Source organism: Streptomyces sp. NPDC006655, assembly GCF_040703965.1.
Classification (GTDB): domain Bacteria; phylum Actinomycetota; class Actinomycetes; order Streptomycetales; family Streptomycetaceae; genus Streptomyces.
The window spans coordinates 1-16,626 of record NZ_JBEYJU010000140.1 but is presented as its reverse complement, the minus strand read 5'-3'; the positions used below and the strand labels follow the sequence as shown (position 1 = coordinate 16,626).

Genomic DNA, 16,626 nt, shown 5'->3' with positions numbered 1-16,626 from the left:
GGGGACAGGATTTGAACCTGCGACCTCTGGGTTATGAGCCCAGCGAGCTACCGAGCTGCTCCACCCCGCGTCGGTGAACACCACCGTACGTCATAGTGGCGGGCGCTGAAGACCATTTTCCTGCCGGTCACCGGCTGCTACGCGGCGAAGCCGATGTTCTTGACGTACTCGTACTGGCCCCACTGGGAACCCAGATCGGGCAGGACATCGGCGGTCCAGACGTCCTCCAGGCCCTGGTGGTCGCCGGCCGCCCAGGATCCGACGATCTTGTCCCAGCGGCGCACGTTCATCGTCCGGTGGGCCACCACCCGCTGGAGCTGGTGCGCCACGCCGGACTGGTCGAGGGGGTGGATCTCCACGCGGGTGCCGCGGCCTTCGCGGTTGAGGCGGGCGGTGAGGTGGCGGGCGACGTTGCGGCGCCGCACCGCCCTGTAGGCGGCGTCGATGCGTTCCAGGTTGGCCTTCGAGGGACGGCGTGTGCCCTGCAGCCATGCCTTCAGCGTCCGGTCGCTCACGGTCAGTCCGGCGTCCTTGGCTGCCTGCCGGGCCCTGTCCGACGTCGTCAGGTAGTGCAGTCGTGCCATCAGGCCGCGCCTGGCGGTCACCGGGGTGGTGATGTGAGCGGCGAGCCGGTCGAGCTGGCGGGCGACGGCTTCGCTGCCCTTGATCCCGCTCGCGCCGAACTTCCCGAAGTCGATGTTCTTCTCCGGCATCTACTGCTCCTGCCCCGTGCCGGCTTCGGTGCCGGTCCCTGCGGTGTACGTGTCCTTGACCTTGACCTCGGTAACCGAGCGGCCTTCGGCAAAGACACGGCGCCAGTCTCCGATGACGTGGAGTTCGTCGGTTCCCATCGCCCGTACGACCGTCAGTCCCGCGTCGTGGGCCTTGAGCGCCTTCATCCAGAGGTTGGCGAAGGCCTGGGAGCGGATGATGTGCATCCAGTCCGGGCGATAGAGCTCCCGGTTGTAGTTCGACTCCCCCATCGTGGACACGAACTTGGAGTACATCGCCTTCACGTACTCCAGCGTCAGCCCGTCGCCGTCAGCGATCGCGGTGTCGCGGGCATCCTTGAGGGCGATCCGGAACTTCTCCAGGAGGTTCTCGGTGGCTCCCGAGGTGTACGACTCGTGGATCTGGGGCGGCTCGCACAGGCGGTGCTTCGGGCCGGACAGGCGCAGCAGCAGGCGCAGGGTCGGTTCGGTGACCCACAGGGGTCCTGGTTCGTCGCGCTGGCCGATCGGGTTGGGCAGCACCGCGTCGTGCTCCCAGGCGGACGGGGTGACCAGGTGGACTCCGGCGCGGCGCCGGTCGTGGGCGAAGCCCGTGGAATGTTCCAGCTGGCCGAGCGGGAGGTGGGTCTTGAGAGCGCTCAAATAGGCGCCGTTGATGTCGAGTGCGGTGACCTCGTGCTTCCCGGGCGGCAGTTCGGGCCGCGTCCACTTTGGGCGGGCCTCCCAGATCTGGTCGGTGCCCCTGGAGGTCTGCTTCTTGAGGATGTCAGGGATCCAGGGATGGGCGATCACGTCGTAGCGGGCGCCCTTGCGGGTCTCGTCCAGCAGGCGCATCGCGTCCGGGATGGCCCGCTTCAGCAAAACGGCACTCGCGGCTTCGACGTCACCCCGGTGCTCGGCGAGCACGGCGTGCACCGCTTCGTAGATCAAGTCGGCCGCCCCGGACGGCTCCTGGAACACCCGCCCGCGCGGGGCCGCGCTCCCGCCAGCCGGACGAGGCGCGCGGGCCGTACGCGGCACTTGGGCCTGGGCAGATGGCGCGGCGGGCGAGGACTTCGGGGCTTGCGCAGAGGTTGCCTGACAACCGGAGGGGTCCAGATGCTGAGCGAACCCCGCCACACGTTGTCTGGCCGGACGACCGCACAGCACACACGGCTCGGGCACGGCGAGCAGCTCCACCTCGTCCTCGTCCTGGCCGGGTTCCGTCGAAGACGTAGAGGCGACGGCCGCCGCAGCAGTGCCTGATGCCACAGGCCGCTCCGCAGCCGGCTCCTCCGTGGTCTCGGTCTCGGTCTCGGTGGTGAGTTTGGCGTTCAGCCCGTCCAGCAGATAGGCGTACTTGGTGCGGACCTCACCGGCCGGGTCCCGGCCGCTCTCCCATCCGCTGAGGGTGGACGGGCTCACCCCGAGCGCACGGGCCACCTGCGCCTTGGACAGCCGGGCTCGCTCCCGCAGCTCGCGACGTACCTGACAGGGCGGGAGTGCGGCCTCCGGGCCGACGGCGTCAAGCAGTGAGTCGATCGCGTCGAAGTCACTCACCGGCTCGCTCCCTTCGCCTCGGCCCGGACGGAACGGCGCCGGTCGGCCGGCAGCGCCTCGCATGCTCTGGTCGGACCCGCAAGCAAGTCCAGGGCGCCGATGCCGTAATGCTCGGCCAGGACATCCACGTCGCGCAGGCTCCACGAAACGGCACCCGACTGCCGGCGCGACACCTGCGTCTGCGTCAGCCCCAGCACTGACGCGACCGACCGCTGCGAGTCACCCGTCACCTGCATCAACGCGGCCACCGTCAACCGCAGCGACTCTTCCAAGGTCAATCCCACGCCCTCATTATATCCGAGTCGATGCAAATTCCGCATGGATATCAGCTTATTGCTTTCAATGATGCACAGAAGCTTCATCATCCTGCTCTGCGCGGGCCCTTGCTATGGCAGTCTCCGCTCAGGCCTGCAAGGCAGCGATGAGGACCGTCTTGTTCACGCGGAATCCGGCGGGCCGCGCGCCGGGCGTCCCGCTTCCCTTCGGTTCATCCTCAATCGCGGCCATCGCGACGGGCGGCCGCCCGGGTTCGACCGGACTGTGAGGATGATGGTGCCGTCTCGGTGGGGTGAGCCGGTGGAAGCCTTGTCGGGCAAGACACAGCGCATAAGACTCAACGCGGCGGTGACCGCCAGGCCAACTCGGCTCTCTACACCATCGTCCTTGCCGGACTCCGCCGGGAGACACGCAGCCGCAGCTACGCCGGGCGGCGCATCGCCGAAGGCAAGACCAGACGCGAAGCCAGCCGCTGCCTCAAAAACGCTACATCGCCCGAGAGCTCTACACGATCATCATCCGAACCCATGCCTTGCCTCGAGGCCAGGCTCTGGCCGCTTGGCATCCATAGGGGTATCAAGACCGCCGCCTCCTACGAAGCAGCGGTCAGTCTCGCGTCCTTCCTGCCCTGCGCAAGATCCGTTTGAAGACGGCCCCTGGCGCCCTACGACCGCGTGCTCTGCGGCATGCCGTCCACGCTGTGGGCTCGTCGTGTGCGGATGGGCCGGCGGACGACGGCCGGTATCGGAGCGTCAGCCCAGCCCCGGTACCAACAGCACCTTGCAGGCGTCGCCGGTGAGCAGATCGATCGCCTGGTCGACCTGGCTGAGTTGCAGTCGGTGCGTGATCAGCCAGTCCAGGTCCAGGCGCCCGGAGTTCAGCAGGAGCAGCGTCTGCTCCCAGGTTTCCCACAGGCGGCGGCCGAAGATGCCCCGCAGTGTGATGCCCCGCTTGTTGATCTGGGCGGCGACGTCGATCGGCACTGGTCGGCCCGGGTGTCCCACGGTCACGACCGTTCCTTCCCGGCGCACGGCGTCGAAGAGGGACGGGAGTGCGGCGGCCGCTCCCGAGCATTCGAAGGCGACGTCGGCCCCACCGCGGTGGCCGCTGAGTTCGCGGCTGCGCTCGGCGACACCCTCTCCGGGCTCCATCGTGATCACTCCGAGCTGTTCGGCTTCGGCTCGGCGGAACGGATTCGGCTCGATCACGATCACGTAGGCGGCGCCCATGAGGGATGCCAGTCGCGCGACGACCATGCCCACCGGCCCGGCGCCGCTGACCAGAACGCCTCGGCCGGCTACCGAGTAGCCGCCTCGCTGAATGGCGTGGACCGCGACGCCGGCCGATTCCAGCAGTGCGCCGGTCTCCAGGGGCACGCTGTCGGGAAGGGGGACACAGATGCGGTGGGGCACGGCGACGCGTTCGGCGAAGACCCCGTCGAAGTGCATGCCCAGGATCTGCGTGCGCTCGCAGGTGTGTGCGTCCCCGGTCCGGCATGCGAAGCACTGGCCGCACGCCAGGTGGCTTTCCAGAGCGACGCGGTCACCGACGCGCAGGTTCTCCACGCCGGTGCCCACCTCGACGACGGTGCCCGCCGCTTCATGACCGAGTACGACGGGCAGTCCCAGGTTGAACGCCTGGGCCGCCGGCGACCACTCGTAGCATTCGCGGTCGGTGCCGCACAACGAGGCCGCCGCGATCTCCACGACGACCGCGCCGTCGCCGGCCTTCGGCTCGGGCGCATCGGCGACGTACTCGACTCCCCTGCCCGCGACTGCTTTGACGACTGCCCTCATGAATGCACACTCCTTCGTGTCTCGTACGTGGCGGGATGACTGGTGGCCCGGACGGACGGTGGTCAGTCGGCGGGATGCGGCTGCGCGAAGCGTTCGAGGACATCGACCGGACCGGCCTGTCCGCCCTTGAGCAGCAGCCGGCAGTCGGCCACGGCGGCTTCGCTGTCGGTGCGGCAGACGGGGGCGGCCGTGACGAACTGGGTGGCGACGCGCAGCTCGCTCACCCCCATGGTCAGCAGTGCGTGGCTGGAGGTGTCACCGCCGAGTACGGCGACGTCCCGGGTGAGGCCCTTGACGGCCATGTTCCCGGCCAGGGTGCCCAGGAATCCCCCCACATGGGCGGCGTCGAGGGGACCGGCCGTGGCGTAGCGGGGGTCCTGGGTGCCGCGCGTGGTGTGCACGATGACGTTCCGGCCGGCCGCGAGTAGGGCGGCCGAGCGGTTTTCCAGATCGTCCAGCAGGGACGGGTCCTGTCCGTTGAGCAGCTGCGTGGGCACGGCCAGTTCCGCCCAGCCGTGCCCGACGGCGTCGGCGATCTGTGCGTCCGTCGTGCTGGAGGCCGACGCGCTGACGGCCAGCACCGGCCCGGAGGCGGGCTGGGCGCTGTCGGCCACGTCGGACCGCTTGGTGGCGGTGCGGGCGAGGGCGGCCATGACACCGCCGGAGCCGACCACGATCGCCGGGCCCTGCCGGGTGTCGTCCTCTCGCAGTGCCAGCGCGAGTGTGTCGAGGTGACCGTCCTCGACAGCGTCCACGACGAAGGCGGCCCGGCTGGACCGGCGGTGCCTCGTCCACTGCTCGCCGAAGGAACCATCGGTGTAGGCGGGGAGGTGGATGGCCGCGGGGACCTCGCCGGTACGCAGCTGCTCGGCGATCACCTGCCGCAGGTCAGCCTCGTGCATCGGGGTCGAGGGATGCTGCGCCATGACGGGATGCCGGTCAAGACGGTAGGCGTCCCCGGAATAGCCGGCGAAGTGGTTGCTGAAGGCGGTGTACCGGCCGAAGCCCGGCTGTGCCGGTGCGACCGCGACCGGCCCGTGGTGGGGGAAGCGCTCGTGCAGCAGCTCGATGCCTCTGCCGATGCTGCCGCGTGCGGGGGCGCTGTCGAAGGTGGAGCAGACCTTGTAGATCAGCACCTGGGCATCGGCGGTGGCGATGTGTTCCAGCTGTACGCGCACCAGCTCGTCGAAGGCGGCTCCGCCAAGCGAACGCGATGGTCCGGCGATCCCGACGACATCGCAGTCGGTGGGGAGCGGCCGGTTTCCGTCTCCGATGACGAGAACGGCGTCGAGACCGTGCCGGTGGGCCTGTGCGAGGACATCGCTGGCACCGGTCAGGTCGTCGGCCACGAAACTGACGTACGTCATGTCAGGCCACACCTCCGAACGTGCGCCCGGCGTGCAGCAGCGCCGGGTCGCCCGCCTCGGCCGCCGCGTGTGCCGCCACCTCCAGGGGAACACCGTCGACGGCAGCCGCCCAGGCGGCCCGGAGACTGCGCACGCCGGCCGCCGGTCCGTCGGGATGCGCGGCCACGCCGCCGCCCGCGAGCATCAGAAGGTCGGTCGAGCCGACCGCGGTGAAGGTCGGCGCCGGGGTGGTGACGTTCTGGCCGGACGACAGGGTCGGCACCGGACTCAGCGTCTTGCCCAGGGGTTCGAGCAGGCTACGGACGTGGGCCGCGACCTCCTCGTCCCTCTCGTAGAACTTGCTGCCGAGACCGCTGACATGCAGATGGTCTGCTCCCGCCAGGCGGGCCAGCTGCTGCCACACCCGGTACGACATCCCCAGCGCCGGCGAGCGCATCGATCCGGCCAGACCGGCGCGGTGTCCGTGCACGGGGACTTCGGAGAACTCCCGCAGCCAGGCCAGTGCGGCCAGTCCCATGACGGGAACGTTGAGCATCACGCACCGGCCGCCCGCCCCGACCACCATGTCGTGTCGCCGGCGGAGCCCGGCGAGGTCCCCCGTGATGTTGAAGGCGTACATGACCGGGTGGCCGGTGATCTGCTCGGCCTCCCGGATCTCTTCGGTGGCCACGGCGACCCGGCGCTCCAGCGGAAGGTACGCCGGATCGGTCATCAGCTCGTCGTCCTTGATCAGGTCGACCGACGCCCTGGCCAGCTCCCGTACGGCCAGACGGAACTCGCTCTCGTCCAGACCGACGTTCGGTTTGATGATGGTGCCGATCATGACGCCCTCGGCGTCTCCCATCAGCCTGCGGGTGCCGGGGATGCCGAACGCGGGGCCCGGGTGAGCGGCAACGAACTCCTCCGGCAGCTCGATGTCCTGCAGGCGGCAGGCGAACAGCTCACCCAGCTCGAAGAGGTTGCCTGCGATCGTGGTCTGCAGGGTCGCCAGGTCGGTCCCGATGTTCTCCATCGGGAACTCGACCACCACAACAGCGGCCCGCACCGTCTCGGGGCGGGACCGCGACGGCAGCGACGGGACGCGCGTGCCCAGGTCCCGCAAGCTGACGACCTGCGCTGCATGCCGTTCTCGGATGCGGGGGGACTCGCCGGGCACAGCGACGAAGGTGCCGCTGGACTGCTCCCCGGCCATCGCCGCGGCGGCCTGTTCCGGATCGCTCTCCGATTCCAGGTAGTAGGTGCAGCGCACGACCCGCTGGTCACGCATGTGTTCTCCGTTTCTCGACGACCGTGGTGTGGGGGTCGTTCGTCTCAGGTGCCGTCGTGCTGTGCGGCAGCTTCTCTGCTCCCGCCAGGCACGTGGTGCAGGGCGGAGGACGACCTGTCGCCGTCGGCTGTCGCATCGCCGAGTCCGTCCGCGGCCGAGGGCTGCTTCACGATCCGGCGTGCCCAGAAGACGGTGATCAGCGGACACAGGATCGACGTCACCACCACCGACGAAGCGACGAGCACGGTCGCGTACTGGGCGGCCGGCGCGTAAACGGGATTGGCGGCCGCCACGATCGAGGGGACCACGGCCGCGTTGCCGGCGGTGGTCGCCGCTGCCAGGCCCGCGATGCCGTCACCACCGCTCGCCTTGTCGGCCAGCAGCAGCACCGCCCCGCCGACCAGCACCACGAACAGTCCCAGCCCGGCCCCCAGCAGGCCGGCCTCCCAGACAGCGGTCAGATTGAGCGTGAGTCCCAGCGACAGTCCGAGGAACGGCACGAGGGCCGGCACGGCGGGAGCCAGGAAACGCCGCATCTCGGGATCGAGATTGCCCAGGAGCATCCCGAGCACCAACGGCAGAATCGCTCCCACCAGGGTCTGCCAGGGGAAGGCCGACAGACCGGCGACGCCGAGCGTGACCATGGTGAGGAAAGGTCCGGACTCCAGGCTCATGACGCTGTAGGCGCCCACGTCGCGCTTGCGTCCGAACTGGGCCATCAGCGACATGTAGAGGCCGCCGTTGGTGTCGTTCAGCGCCGCCACGACCGCCAGCGTCGACAACCCCGCGAAGACTCCGCCACTGACCGGCGATTCGCCGAGGAACCCTCCCAGGACGATTCCGACGACCAACGCGAACAGAATCTTGGTCCCCAGCAGCACACCGCCCTTCCTGGCGATGTAGGGCGTCGCCTTCACGTCCAGGGTCGAGCCCAGACACACGTAGAAGACGGCCAGGATCGCGGGCAGGCCCGTGTACAGGGCTCCGGTGAAGGAACCGAAGAACTCTCCGGAGCCCGGCGCCGCCGTGTGCACCACGGCTCCGACGAGCATCGGGACGAGCATCAGCCCGCCAGGCACCTTCTCGATGCCGGCTTTTATGGGCACAGCCATGGGGACCTCCGAACGGCGATGTTCGAATGAACATTTGGTGACTCGGAACGTAGCCGCAGGAGGCGGGCGGGTCAATGGGTTCTCGCCACTGTATCGTCTGTATCGAGCCGAACCCACCGCGCGAGCAGGCGTCACAACAGGTCGAGCAAGTCGGCTGTAATGTTCACATGAACACCGCTTGGACGGGATGGCGGCAATGGGTCACCCCGGGTGGAAGCCCAGAGCAGGAGGCCGGATAGCGTGATGAGCGTGGCTCAAGACGAGATGGAACCCGTGCGCAACTCCCGACAGCGAGCCATCCTCAGTGCCTTGCAGGAATTCCGGCAGGTCGACGTCAACACGCTCGCGGAGCGCTTCGGAGTGTCCGGCATGACGATCCGCCGCGACCTGGCCGAGCTCGATCAGGCAGGGCTGCTGGACCGGGTCCATGGCGGCGCGGTGCCACGCCGGGCACCCGCCTACGGGTCCCGGTCCTCGACGATGACGTCCGAGAAGTCGAGAATCGCGCGGGCCGTGGCGGACCTGGTCAAGCCGGGTGCCTCGGTGGGCGTCGACACCGGCACCACCTGTACCGCTGTCGCCGCGGAACTCGCCGTCCGGGACGATCTGACCGTGATCACCAACTCGCTCCACGCAGCGTTTGAACTGCGCGACACGAGGAGCCGGGTCCTCGTCCTGGGCGGGCTCATGACACCCGAACTGAGCCTGGTCGCCTCCACGGCAGCACAGGAAAGGCCGCAGATCCATCTGGACCTGATGATCCTCGGTTGCGGAGGACTGTCCGTCGACCGCGGGGTCACCTACTTCGACCCCGCCGAAGTCGAGGTACGCCGCACACTCCTCGACCTCGCGGATCGGGTCGTAGTCGCCGCCGACCACACCAAGTTCGACCGCAAGAAGGCGATGGCCCTCGGTGACCTGTCGATCGTCGATGTCCTCGTCACCGACCAGACGCCTCCCCCTGCGCTGCGCTCCGCATTTACGGAGGTCGTGGTCGCTCCGTAGCGCTCAAACCGAGGCCAGAGCGCAGGCCACACCGCGCGGGGGCAGCGAACCTCGGGAACAACCGTCACCGCACTCAGGAGAAGCCTCCGACAGCGGCCCAGCGGGCGGAGAGTATCTCTTCGCACTTCAGCAGCTTACGGGCAGGTTCCTGGCGGCAGATCACCTCACTGTGACCCCGCCTGGTCATCATCAGGACGGGCCTGGCTCGACGGTCTGCCGTCCGGGTGGTCGTAGATCCAGGAGAGGCCTCCCAGGTCGAGGCGCCGGCGAGTGCGGGTGACGGCGACGTAGGCGAGCCGGGCCTCTGCATCGTCGACGGGCTCGGGGACGGGTGCCGGCGTGCTTTCCGTCTGGCCGGTGGTGTCGTTGAGGGAACGGGCGAAGTCCTCGGCGATGAGGACGCTGGGCCATTCGCGTCCCTTGGCCTTGTGGGCAGTGGAGACGGTGACGTGCGCGTGCGGTTCGGGGGCGAGCTGGGCGATGGCGGCGAGGATGGCGCCAGTGCCGTGGGTGTCGACAAGGTTGACCAGGGGCTGCCGGTCCCGGCCCGCGGGATCGTGGGCGGCGTAGTCCTGCAGGTCGCCCCAGCAGGGAAAGAGGAGCAGTTCGGGATGGTGGGTGCGGCGGCCTTCTTTGAGGTCGCGGGCGGCCGGGGCCAGGGCGTGCAGGCTGCCTCCTCCCCCAACCAGGGCGACGTGGCGTCCCGCGGCCATGTGGGCCATGACCTGGGCCATGGCGCCGACGTTGGTGCGGCACAGGACGGCGTCCGGCTGTGTGACGAGGCCGAGTTCGGTGGGCACGGCGGGGGTGCCGGTGAGGCGGATCGGCGCGTCGGCCAGGTGCAGCCAGCGGTTGGCTTCGGCGGCGAGGTCGGGGCCGAAACGGAAGGACTGGGACAAGGCCAGCTGGGTGCCGTCGAAGCCGGTCATGACGTCCTTGGCGCCGCGCCATTGGTAGATGGCCTGGGCGGAGTCGCCGACCATGACCAGCTGGGCGTGGTCGCGCTGGGCGAGGAAGATCTGTTCGACGACGGGGTTGGTGTCCTGTGCCTCGTCCAGCAGCAGGAAGTCGGCGTCGATGCGCGGCCGGGTCAGGGCCCAGATCTTCAGGTAGTGATCGTGGTCGAAACGGACGGCGCCGTCGTCGGGATGCTGCAGGTCAGCCCACGCCTTGCGGGCGAACGGCACGATGTGGGCGGCGAGCTGGGCATGGAGGTCGGTGTCGTCCAGGCCGCGAAGTCGGGGCGTCATGGGGGGTGATGGCCTCGTCGGCGGTGTGGCAGAAGCGGGCGACGGTGCGCAGGGTGGCGTTGGAGAGGGCTCGTTGTGTCACCTCGCGGTCGCCGATGCGGATCGGCTTGGTGATGCCGAGGGCCTGTCCGGTCTGCCAGGCCGGGCGGCGGGGGGCGTTCAGGCGGCGGGTGCAGCGGTGGCCGACGGCGGCGTAGGCCAGGGCGTGGGCGGTCTTGCACTGCACGGTGTCGGGGAAGCGGGTGCGTGCGTCCTGGGCGATGGCCCGGTTGTAGGCGAGGTAGCGGCCGCGGCCTTTGGTGGTGCGGGCGAGCAGGGTCAGAGTGGTGGTCTTGCCGGTACCCGCGCCGGCCTGCAGGGCGAGGTGCTGGCCGGCGTGGACTCAGCGTCTTTGCGCCTCGCCCGATCAGCGTACTCACGTAAAAGCAGTCCCTTCTCTCACACGCCGCATTCCCACACCGTGTGCTCGCCCCCGGTCCCGGAGCGCTGTCTAAAGCGGTCCGGCAGGACGACCGCATGACGTCAGCCAGCGGCGCAGCAACCTGCCGACGATGAGCTGCGCGGCCGCCGTCACGCAACTCCAGACCTCTCGCGCGTTCCCCCGAACTCGCGCCAGTATGAGCCCAGTTGGCGTGCGAGAGAAACCGCTTGGCTCCTCCCGTGGAGAGCACTGATACTTCGTCGAATGACGACCGAGTCACCCCGTTACGGAGTACGTGCCATCGCGTGGAGCACCATCCAGGCCGACCAGTACCCCCACCACCGCCCGGACACGGCGTACTGGGACGGAAGCGAGGCCACGGAACTGAACCGGCTCCGGGGTCTGGTGGTGGTGCAGGCCGCGGAGACCGAGGCAGTACTCGGCATGATCCTCTCTCGCCTCGACCCGGCTGCCCGCATCGACCAGCCAGCGAGGTGGCTGGTGCAAAACATACGGCAGAAGATCGACGGCTTCTGCGACACCGAGTGGCCACCGGCGCTTGACCTCATCGAAGCCGCCACCAAGAGGCGCAACAGAGTGGTCCACGACAGTCCGACGATCGGCAGGATCTGGCGCGAGTACGCCACCGGTGGTGGCGAATGGGTCCATGTCGTGACGATGCTGGGTGACGACGACTGTGACTCCGGCACCCTTGTGGGCGACCTGGCCCTCCAGCAGGATGCGACCGCCGCAGCAGTGGAACTTCTCAACTGCCTCACCGTCCCGGCACCGTTTTCCTGACAAGCCAGGTGGTGGGGACGGCGGCGCAGTGGGATCGTGCACCCCGGGCCCTGAGTGGAACGCCGTCCCCAGGTACGGGACATGGGCAGTGCTGTCGTCTGGCCGGTCGGCGTCGTGTCGTGTCCAGCGGTGAGGGCAGGACCATCAGCAGCGTGGCAGGGGCGGCCCGGGTGGTCGCCGTGAAGCCGGGAACGGTTGTCGGTGTGACGGTGATACCGAGGACGTGCCGCGGCCGGACGCCAGGGTGTCACGGCAGGCGCCCGCGCGGGCGCGTGGTCGGCACGGATGGGCTCCGCAAGTGGAGCACGAGCAGGTACGCGGTGATCACGTCGCAGAGTTGGTTCATGCCATCGTGTGTGGCCAACGCATGTCCAGCACCTGGAGTGCGTCGAGCTGTTCACGGCTCAGGTGGTGAGGCCTCAGCCGTTTGTCGGAGACCCACTTCCCCAGGCGGTAGGACCTGCCGCAGTCCCGGACGACATGGTTGTAGGGGACGTTGAGGTGCTGATGGGCTCGCCAGAAAACGTGGGCGTGGCACAGGCCCCGGGCGAAGGCGCGTTCGTTCTGACTGCGTGGCCGGCGCAGCAGCAGGGCGAGGGGGTGGTGCAGTGGCAGCGCGCCGAGAAGGTTGTGCTGGTCAGGGCTGAGGCGGGGCAGGGCCTGCAGTTGCTCGTCGAGCCAGGCCTCCAGTGGTGAGTCGTCCTGGTCGGGGGTGAGGTCGGGGAAGGCGAGTTCGCCGCGGCGGGCGGCCGCGAGGGCGCGTGCGTAGGTGCGTCGCCAGTGCCCGTTATGGTCCCAACAGGCGTTCCACCAGGGGCTGATGTCGGTGAGGGCACGCTGGTAGCAGTCGGGCAGCTGCCCTCGGCGGGCTTTGGTGCGGCAGGCGCTCATCCAGCGGCCGATGCCGATGCCGCCGAAGCGTTCCTTGCGGACGGGCGTGAGGTGGCCGTGCTGGGCGTGGTAGGCGCGGGCGATGTTCAGGTAGTGCTCGATGCTGCTGCGGGGGTGTTCCCAGATCATGCCCAGGGCGTCGAGGGCTTCGACGCGTTCGGGTTTGAGGCTGTGGACCATGTGCAGCGAGCGTTGGTTGCCCAGCCACCAGCCGAGGTAGAAGCGGTCGGGGCCGCAGTAGGTGCTGGGCACGTTGAGGTTGCGGTGCTGTTCGAGGTAGCGCCGGGCGCTTTGGAGGCCGAGTTCCCAGATGCTCTTGTGAGGGTCTTCGGCATAGAGCCGGAGCAGAGGCATGAATTCGTCGGCGCGTGCGGGGCCGGCGGCGGGATACCGAGGGCTGCTGGTGGAGTAGTTCAGGTGGAAGACGTGTTCGTCGTAGCGCGAGAGGGCGGACAGGACCTGGTAGAGGATGTGGAAGCGGGTGTCTTTGGCGGCATCGGCGAGGTTTTGGCCGGGGGCCTTGTAGATGGGGACGATGATGTGGGCGACCTTGCTCTGGCCGGGCAGCGGGCGCGGCCGACGGCCTGGACGATCTGGTAGGTGCTGGTCTTGGGGCTGGTGAACAGCACGGCGTCGATGGCCGGGACATCGACGCCTTCGGCGAAGATCATGCAGTTGGTCGGGACGGCCCGCAGCGGCGCCTTGCCGCGGGAGGTCAGGGACGCTTCTTTGAAGGCGCGGACCTGGGTGAGCCGTTCGTTGCGGCTCTGGTTGCAGTTGACGGTGCCGACTTGGAGCGGGCCCTGCATCCCTTTGGGCATCAGGGCGGCCGTTTCCGGGAGGCTTTCGGCGAAGATCTCGGCGACCTTGATGCGGGAGTAGAAGACCAGGACGCGCCGTAGGTCGTGCTCGTGCATGGCACGCCGCAGGGCGACTTGGGCGGCCGCCATGTGCAGGCCTTCGGAGTTGGCGGCGAGCATTGGGGTGCGGTTGAGGATGCTGCGCAGGTCGCCGTCGTCTACGTCGACGGCGACGATGCGGTAGTCGGGGAGCAGCCCCTGGTCGATGGCATCGGCCAGGGGGAGGTGGAAGACGACCCGCCCGTAGAGGTTGAGGTCGTCCATCGAGGCGACCTCGATGTCGAAGGGGAGGTCCTGACCCGGGTGGGGCTGGAAGTTGCGAGGGGTTGCGGTGGTGAAGAGCCGGTGGTGGGCGAAGATCCGGTGGGCGTGCAGCAGTTGGGCCCAGGGCTTGTGCAGGTTGCCTGCCGTACGGTGGGCCTCGTCGCAGACGAGTACGTCCCAGGGCGGCATGTGGAACAGCCGGTGGGCGTCGGCGACCTTTCCCAGTGAGTGGTAGGTCGCGAAGACGCTGACTGGGCCGTCAGCCTTAGAGATCTCGGCTGCCAGTGCGGCGGCATCGATGACGGCTGTCAGGATGCTGCGCAGGGCCGGGGTCTTGGGCAGGTACCGCTCGCCGCTCAGGGCCAGGTAGCGGCCGGGGCGGCCTTCTTTGTGCCATTCCTCTGCGGTCTGCTCGAGCAGGTCCAGGGTGGGCACGAAGACTACGGACGTACCCGCGGGCGCCATGCGGTTGACGATGTGCAGGGCGATGAAGGTCTTGCCGCTGCCAGAGGGGGAGTCGATGCGGCAGCGCGGTGCGCCGAGGACGAACTCGGTGACGCAGTTGTCGACGGCCTGCTGCTGGTAGGGGCGAAGCGCGGTACGGAGCCGGGGCGGCTGGGCCAAATCCTTGCTCCTCTCGGCCTCATCCGGGTGTAGGCAGAACCTGTCTCAAGGGTGGAAGGACGGCATGACTGTCTGTGATGCACAGGCGCCCGCGCTTCACCCGAACGGGTGATGAAGGCTTGTGCCTACGCACGGCAGGGACCAGGAAGCGGACATCTCGTCGCACGCGGCGTCCGGCCGTGCCGAGGGTGCGCTCGGGCCCGGACGCAGGTGGCTTGGGAGCTGTGACGGCAGACAGAGGCGAGACCGGCGCGCATGGCCGCGTACAGCAGCCCAAGCCACCGACCTCCGTGGATCTCTCACCATGAAGCGTGCTGTTTCAACTCTCCGCAGTAGTCGGCCTGCAGGACGGCGTGACCTCGGTACCACCCCGTGGCCGACCCGAGGGACGGCCCGACGGCATAAATCCCTGCCGGCGCCGCGCGAATGCCGTACGGTAAAGACACCGACGCGGGGTGGAGCAGCTCGGTAGCTCGCTGGGCTCATAACCCAGAGGTCGCAGGTTCAAATCCCGCCCCCGCTACGACCATCCGGCCCCTCCGCCATCCTGCGGAGGGGCCGGAGCCGTTCAGCAGCAATCACCGCGCGCACTCCCCCGTTGACGCGCAGCTCGCCGATCCCGGCATCCGGTTCCTCTTCCAACTCGCGGCGCCGACCAGATACGGAGCAGGAACCGGTAGAGACGCACGGCACGCGCCTCGATCTCTCGATCAGTTGCTGCACCGCCGCCTGACCGATGCCTCGAAGAGCGAGTGACAGCCGCAGGCGGTCGGCACGCCCTCGCGGGCACTGCCGGCAGCGGGCCGGCCAAGGGCTTCCCGCAAACCGGGCGGGATCAGCACTCGCTCGGCAACAGGGCGGTTCCTTACGACGACGCCGCAGTCGTCGTCTGGTGAAGTGCTGCCGAAGATCAGCCGCTGGGCCGGAACCGGAGCGCCGACCAGGTGTCGTCGATGGCGATCTGCCGCACAGGCCGCACGCCGTGCTCGCTGAGCGCGGCGGCCAGGCTGTCGCGGTTGAGATCCGTGCCGAGCTTCCCGCCCTTGGGGTAGGCCACCCAGGCGAGCACATCGCGCCGCGCGGCGGCGAGCGCTGCCTGCGCATCCTCTCCGAGGAGGTCACCGGAGGTGATCACAAAGGCAAGCACCGCATCAGCCGAGGCCGCCTCACCCGCGGCCTCGAACCCCAGGAAGACGTCGTCAGGCCTGCCAAGCACGACGACGCTGTGACCGGGCTTGATCTGCAGCTTGCTCATCAGGGACACCCCTTGATCCTGCTACCTTGGACGCGGCCGCGCGCCGGCAGAGTGAGGCGGCGACCTCCCTCAGATCTGGATGTGGTCCAGATCCGTGGGGAAGTCAGCTGCCACGTTTCTTCCCGGCCACCCGCCGCTGTTCCCGGTGCAGGGCATCCGGCCAGCCTTCGGGAGTGACGGCCTCGCCCAGGGGATCGATGCCGTGGCGGTGGGTGGGGCCGGAGACTACCGGACGGGAGCGCGGCTGGACCGGGTCGGCAGGTGCAGGCCGGTGACGCCGACGGGGAGTTCGGCGCGCAGCGCTCCGTGCCAGCGGATCCACGGCGCGGGACGCCCGCGCGGGGCCTCCCGGGCGCCGTCCGTGAAGACCACCCGGTATCGGCTCTCGCTCACAGCGTCCCGGCCAGCGCGGGGAAAATGTCACCGATCTCGTACGTGGCCGCGGTCCCGGACCGGACGGCGCCGGCCGCCGCATCCGCGTCTGCATCGGCGGTCGTCTGCGCGACCGCCGCCCACTGCGCGACCAGCCCGAACAGATCCGCAAGGTCCGCGTCGTCCAACTCTGCTTGGAAGCGATCGCGCAGCTCAGGCGAGAGTGCGCGACGGATCGTGCCGACCGTACGGGGCCGGACGGTCGGCCTCGAAGCGTGGCCGAGGGGTTCAGCGGGCATTGCGGCCTCCGGTTTCGGTCCCTCACCAGGCTACGCGGGCGTACTCGGACCTGAACCGCCTCCTGCAGCACCGGATCACCGAACCCCGCCGCTGCTGATGCAGTTCGTACAGTGAGTTGGACGCAGCGAACTCCGACAGACGAGACTTGACGGCGCCCTCAGGGGCAGCAGGCGCAGCGAGTTCGGCAGGCAGGGAAGCGCCTGCAGACCTGCCAGTCCAGCGCGTAGACGGTCCACTCCCCTGGCCTGTGACCTTGCCTTCTCTTCAGTAGTCGACCACAGGCGCGATCTGCCAGATGCGACCCTGACCAGCACAAACCTGACTCTCCGCACCACACGGCCATAAAGAAATCCGGCGTCGATCACTACATTCCGAGACGATCCCTAGACCCAATACCGGGGATTTAGGTTGTTTTCCGGCTGGTGGAGGTGGCTCTGGTGGGCCCGGCCAGCCGGACTGTCGGGGTGTCTGGCCGTGGTGGGCTGTGGTGCTCGG

Annotated in this window: 14 protein-coding genes, 1 tRNA gene and 1 pseudogene; 3 read left to right on the top strand and 13 right to left on the bottom strand. The window is 68.8% G+C overall.

Translation table 11 applies throughout. The features are described 5' to 3' along the window. Window positions 1–137: 137 nt before the first annotated feature. From AB0958_RS41155 to AB0958_RS41125, 7 genes are all read right to left on the bottom strand, one after another. Entirely contained in the window at window positions 138–713 is a 576-nt protein-coding gene (locus AB0958_RS41155; RefSeq protein ID WP_366895610.1) for a transcriptional regulator, read from the bottom strand. After that, window positions 714–2,270 carry a helix-turn-helix transcriptional regulator gene (locus AB0958_RS41150; protein WP_366895609.1) on the bottom strand — a complete coding sequence of 519 codons (1,557 nt, stop codon included), beginning with the start codon at window positions 2,268–2,270 and terminating at the stop codon, window positions 714–716. After that, window positions 2,267–2,554: a helix-turn-helix domain-containing protein gene (locus AB0958_RS41145; protein ID WP_366895608.1), complete on the bottom strand. Its 288-nt coding sequence runs from the start codon at window positions 2,552–2,554 to the stop codon at window positions 2,267–2,269. Before AB0958_RS41145 ends, AB0958_RS41150 begins: the two co-directional genes overlap by 4 nt. 744 nt (window positions 2,555–3,298) lie before the next feature. Further along, window positions 3,299–4,342, bottom strand: a complete 1,044-nt coding sequence (locus AB0958_RS41140; RefSeq protein WP_366895607.1) for an alcohol dehydrogenase catalytic domain-containing protein — start codon at window positions 4,340–4,342, stop codon at window positions 3,299–3,301. Window positions 4,343–4,404: 62 nt separating this feature from the next. Then, window positions 4,405–5,709 (bottom strand): four-carbon acid sugar kinase family protein, encoded by a 1,305-nt coding sequence (locus AB0958_RS41135; RefSeq protein ID WP_366895606.1) that lies wholly within the window; start codon window positions 5,707–5,709, stop codon window positions 4,405–4,407. A 1-nt stretch (window position 5,710) separates the two neighbouring features. Continuing rightward, window positions 5,711–6,976: a RuBisCO large subunit C-terminal-like domain-containing protein gene (locus tag AB0958_RS41130; protein ID WP_366895605.1), complete on the bottom strand. Its 1,266-nt coding sequence runs from the start codon at window positions 6,974–6,976 to the stop codon at window positions 5,711–5,713. A gap of 44 nt (window positions 6,977–7,020) precedes the next feature. Further along, window positions 7,021–8,088, bottom strand: a complete 1,068-nt coding sequence (locus AB0958_RS41125; RefSeq protein ID WP_366895604.1) for a 2-keto-3-deoxygluconate permease — start codon at window positions 8,086–8,088, stop codon at window positions 7,021–7,023. Between the two features lie 249 nt (window positions 8,089–8,337). Between AB0958_RS41125 and AB0958_RS41120 the strand changes: the two genes are divergently transcribed. Then, window positions 8,338–9,093: a DeoR/GlpR family DNA-binding transcription regulator gene (locus AB0958_RS41120; protein WP_366895603.1), complete on the top strand. Its 756-nt coding sequence runs from the start codon at window positions 8,338–8,340 to the stop codon at window positions 9,091–9,093. Window positions 9,094–9,257: 164 nt separating this feature from the next. Here the strand turns inward: AB0958_RS41120 and AB0958_RS41115 are convergent. Further along, a pseudogene (locus AB0958_RS41115) lies at window positions 9,258–10,722 on the bottom strand (UvrD-helicase domain-containing protein); the annotation flags it as partial. 306 nt (window positions 10,723–11,028) lie between these two features. Here AB0958_RS41115 and AB0958_RS41110 point away from each other — a divergent pair. After that, window positions 11,029–11,565, top strand: a complete 537-nt coding sequence (locus AB0958_RS41110; RefSeq protein WP_366895602.1) for a hypothetical protein — start codon at window positions 11,029–11,031, stop codon at window positions 11,563–11,565. A gap of 342 nt (window positions 11,566–11,907) precedes the next feature. Here the strand turns inward: AB0958_RS41110 and AB0958_RS41105 are convergent, their stop codons facing one another. Both AB0958_RS41105 and AB0958_RS41100 read right to left on the bottom strand, forming a co-directional pair. Beyond that, on the bottom strand, window positions 11,908–12,810 hold the full coding sequence (locus AB0958_RS41105; RefSeq protein WP_366895601.1) for a helicase associated domain-containing protein: 903 nt from the start codon (window positions 12,808–12,810) through the stop codon (window positions 11,908–11,910). Window positions 12,811–12,869: 59 nt separating this feature from the next. Next, the gene (locus tag AB0958_RS41100) at window positions 12,870–14,204 is read right to left on the bottom strand and encodes a DEAD/DEAH box helicase family protein (protein WP_366895600.1); all 1,335 of its coding nucleotides are present in this window, start codon (window positions 14,202–14,204) and stop codon (window positions 12,870–12,872) included. Window positions 14,205–14,653: 449 nt separating this feature from the next. Here AB0958_RS41100 and AB0958_RS41095 point away from each other — a divergent pair. Then, a tRNA-Met gene (locus tag AB0958_RS41095) sits at window positions 14,654–14,727 on the top strand. 387 nt (window positions 14,728–15,114) lie between these two features. Here the strand turns inward: AB0958_RS41095 and AB0958_RS41090 are convergent. From AB0958_RS41090 to AB0958_RS41080, 3 genes are all read right to left on the bottom strand, one after another. Beyond that, window positions 15,115–15,459 (bottom strand): hypothetical protein, encoded by a 345-nt coding sequence (locus AB0958_RS41090; protein WP_366895599.1) that lies wholly within the window; start codon window positions 15,457–15,459, stop codon window positions 15,115–15,117. A gap of 225 nt (window positions 15,460–15,684) precedes the next feature. After that, on the bottom strand, window positions 15,685–15,852 hold the full coding sequence (locus AB0958_RS41085; RefSeq protein ID WP_366895598.1) for a hypothetical protein: 168 nt from the start codon (window positions 15,850–15,852) through the stop codon (window positions 15,685–15,687). Beyond that, entirely contained in the window at window positions 15,849–16,019 is a 171-nt protein-coding gene (locus AB0958_RS41080; RefSeq protein WP_366895596.1) for a hypothetical protein, read from the bottom strand. Before AB0958_RS41080 ends, AB0958_RS41085 begins: the two co-directional genes overlap by 4 nt. Window positions 16,020–16,626: the final 607 nt, after the last annotated feature.

Coding starts and splice junctions, on each gene's coding strand:
- AB0958_RS41125 (WP_366895604.1), bottom strand. CDS start 8,088: ATGGCTGTGCCCATAAAAGCCGGCATCGAGAAGGTGCCTGGCGGGCTG.
- AB0958_RS41105 (WP_366895601.1), bottom strand. CDS start 12,810: ATGCCTCTGCTCCGGCTCTATGCCGAAGACCCTCACAAGAGCATCTGG.
- AB0958_RS41135 (WP_366895606.1), bottom strand. CDS start 5,709: ATGACGTACGTCAGTTTCGTGGCCGACGACCTGACCGGTGCCAGCGAT.
- AB0958_RS41155 (WP_366895610.1), bottom strand. CDS start 713: ATGCCGGAGAAGAACATCGACTTCGGGAAGTTCGGCGCGAGCGGGATC.
- AB0958_RS41130 (WP_366895605.1), bottom strand. CDS start 6,976: ATGCGTGACCAGCGGGTCGTGCGCTGCACCTACTACCTGGAATCGGAG.
- AB0958_RS41140 (WP_366895607.1), bottom strand. CDS start 4,342: ATGAGGGCAGTCGTCAAAGCAGTCGCGGGCAGGGGAGTCGAGTACGTC.
- AB0958_RS41090 (WP_366895599.1), bottom strand. CDS start 15,459: ATGAGCAAGCTGCAGATCAAGCCCGGTCACAGCGTCGTCGTGCTTGGC.
- AB0958_RS41110 (WP_366895602.1), top strand. CDS start 11,029: ATGACGACCGAGTCACCCCGTTACGGAGTACGTGCCATCGCGTGGAGC.